Annotated in this window: 2 protein-coding genes and 1 pseudogene; all 3 read right to left on the bottom strand. The window is 48.3% G+C overall.

Features of this window, described 5'->3' with window-relative positions; translation table 11 throughout:
• Window positions 1–180: pseudogene (locus R8N46_RS24570) on the bottom strand (flagellar basal body M-ring protein FliF); the annotation flags it as partial.
• Between the two features lie 14 nt (window positions 181–194).
• On the bottom strand, window positions 195–506 hold the full coding sequence (gene fliE / locus R8N46_RS24565) for a flagellar hook-basal body complex protein FliE (RefSeq protein WP_318189695.1): 312 nt from the start codon (window positions 504–506) through the stop codon (window positions 195–197).
• A gap of 126 nt (window positions 507–632) precedes the next feature.
• On the bottom strand, window positions 633–1621 hold a 989-nt coding region (locus R8N46_RS24560; protein WP_318189694.1), incomplete at its 5' end, for a sigma-54 dependent transcriptional regulator.

Raw genomic sequence — 1621 nt, 5'->3', positions numbered from 1 at the left:
CGATAGCACAAGCACGACCTGTCGAAGCAAATCGAGGTCGCCCACGGCCATATCGAATTTTGATGCACTGCGCTCTTCTAAATCTGGATTTTGGCTTTCCACATCCATATCGGAGCTAGAAACCAGTGCGCCATCTGAGCCGCCATCAGTGACGGTTAAATCTGTAGACTTGTCTGCCACACTTATTACCTAAATTACACTGGCATGTTCATGAGGTCTTTGTAGGCCTCAACGAGCTTATTGCGGATTTGAACAGTGGCTTCAAAAGCAACACTGGATTTGTTACGAGCAATCATGACGTCAGATAAGGAAACATCGGCATCACCACGATCAAAACGCGTTTGTAGATCGCCAGATGATTTTTGAAGTGAGTTTACGTTAGTGATGGCTTTGGTTAGGAGATCATTGAAATCTGCACCCTCTTTCGCACCCGTTCCTGTCGGGGTGGTGTTGGTCGCTTCAACCATCATGGCGCGCATTTCGGCCTGAATACCATCAACTTTCATTATCACCTCTGAGCCAAAAGTTTGACTATCTATTTAAACTAAATATTGACACAGCAATTTATGTGCCATAAGACGCCAGCAGTATAGTTTACTCACACTTTTGTCTTATGGCTACGCGTGTGAAACCTAACTCGGAATATCTATACCCGCGTCACGCATTTTGGCAAGTTTGTAGCGCAGAGTACGTGGGCTTATGCCCAATTTCTCTGCCATTTCTTTGCGTCGGCCATTACATTCCACCAAGGTTTCTAGAATGATCGCGTACTCTTGATCGCGCAGCTCGCCACCCAACCCCTCGCCGCCAGTGTTAACGCGGTTGACGGATTCAGCTTGAGCAACAGGCTTGACATCAGGGACCAATGTTTCCGCACTTTGCACAACGTATTGCAAGCTGTTGGCATCTTGCCAATCCACGCCTTCTAACAAGATGTGCTCTGCACCGATATCGCCGTTTTCACTCAAAATCAGCGCGCGTTGTACAACGTTATCCAGCTCTCGAACATTACCTGGCCATGGGTACTGCAATAGTTTTTCCACTGCAACTGGCGAGAACTGAGGAACAGGCATACCCATTTTGCTACAGTGACGCTCGGCAAGATGCTTCGCAAGTGGCGCGATGTCCCCTTTTCGCTCATTCAGCGCTGGCCATGCGATTGGGAACACATTCAGGCGGTAGTACAAGTCTTCACGGAAATTACCCTCCGACACATACTGTTTGAGATCACGGTTACTGGTCGCTAACACACGAACATCTAGCTTGATGCTCTTACGGCTACCAAGACGCTCAACTTCGCGCTCTTGCAAAACACGCAACAACTTCGCTTGCAGGTTTAAGTCCATCTCGCTGATTTCATCAAGTAAGATTGTGCCGCCTTGCGCTTGTTCGAACTTACCCGGACACGCCTGAACAGCTCCAGTGAATGCACCTTTTTCGTAACCGAATAGCGTCGCTTCCAGCATATTGTCAGGAATCGCCGCACAGTTAATCGCAACGAATGGGCCGTCTTTACGGTTTGATGCTTTGTGAATGTAACGCGACATCACTTCTTTACCTGAACCGCTTGGGCCTAAGATCATCACGTTCGCATCAGTGCGAGCCACTTTGTCAGCCAAAG

Origin of the sequence: Vibrio sp. 1874, assembly GCF_033344395.1 — a bacterium.
Lineage (GTDB): Bacteria > Pseudomonadota > Gammaproteobacteria > Enterobacterales > Vibrionaceae > Vibrio > Vibrio alginolyticus.
This window is presented reverse-complemented; position numbering and strand designations above follow the sequence as displayed.

What these genes read in the sequence shown, in the direction of transcription:
- fliE (WP_318189695.1), bottom strand. Translation starts at nt 506, where the DNA reads ATGAAAGTTGATGGTATTCAGGCCGAAATGCGCGCCATGATGGTTGAA.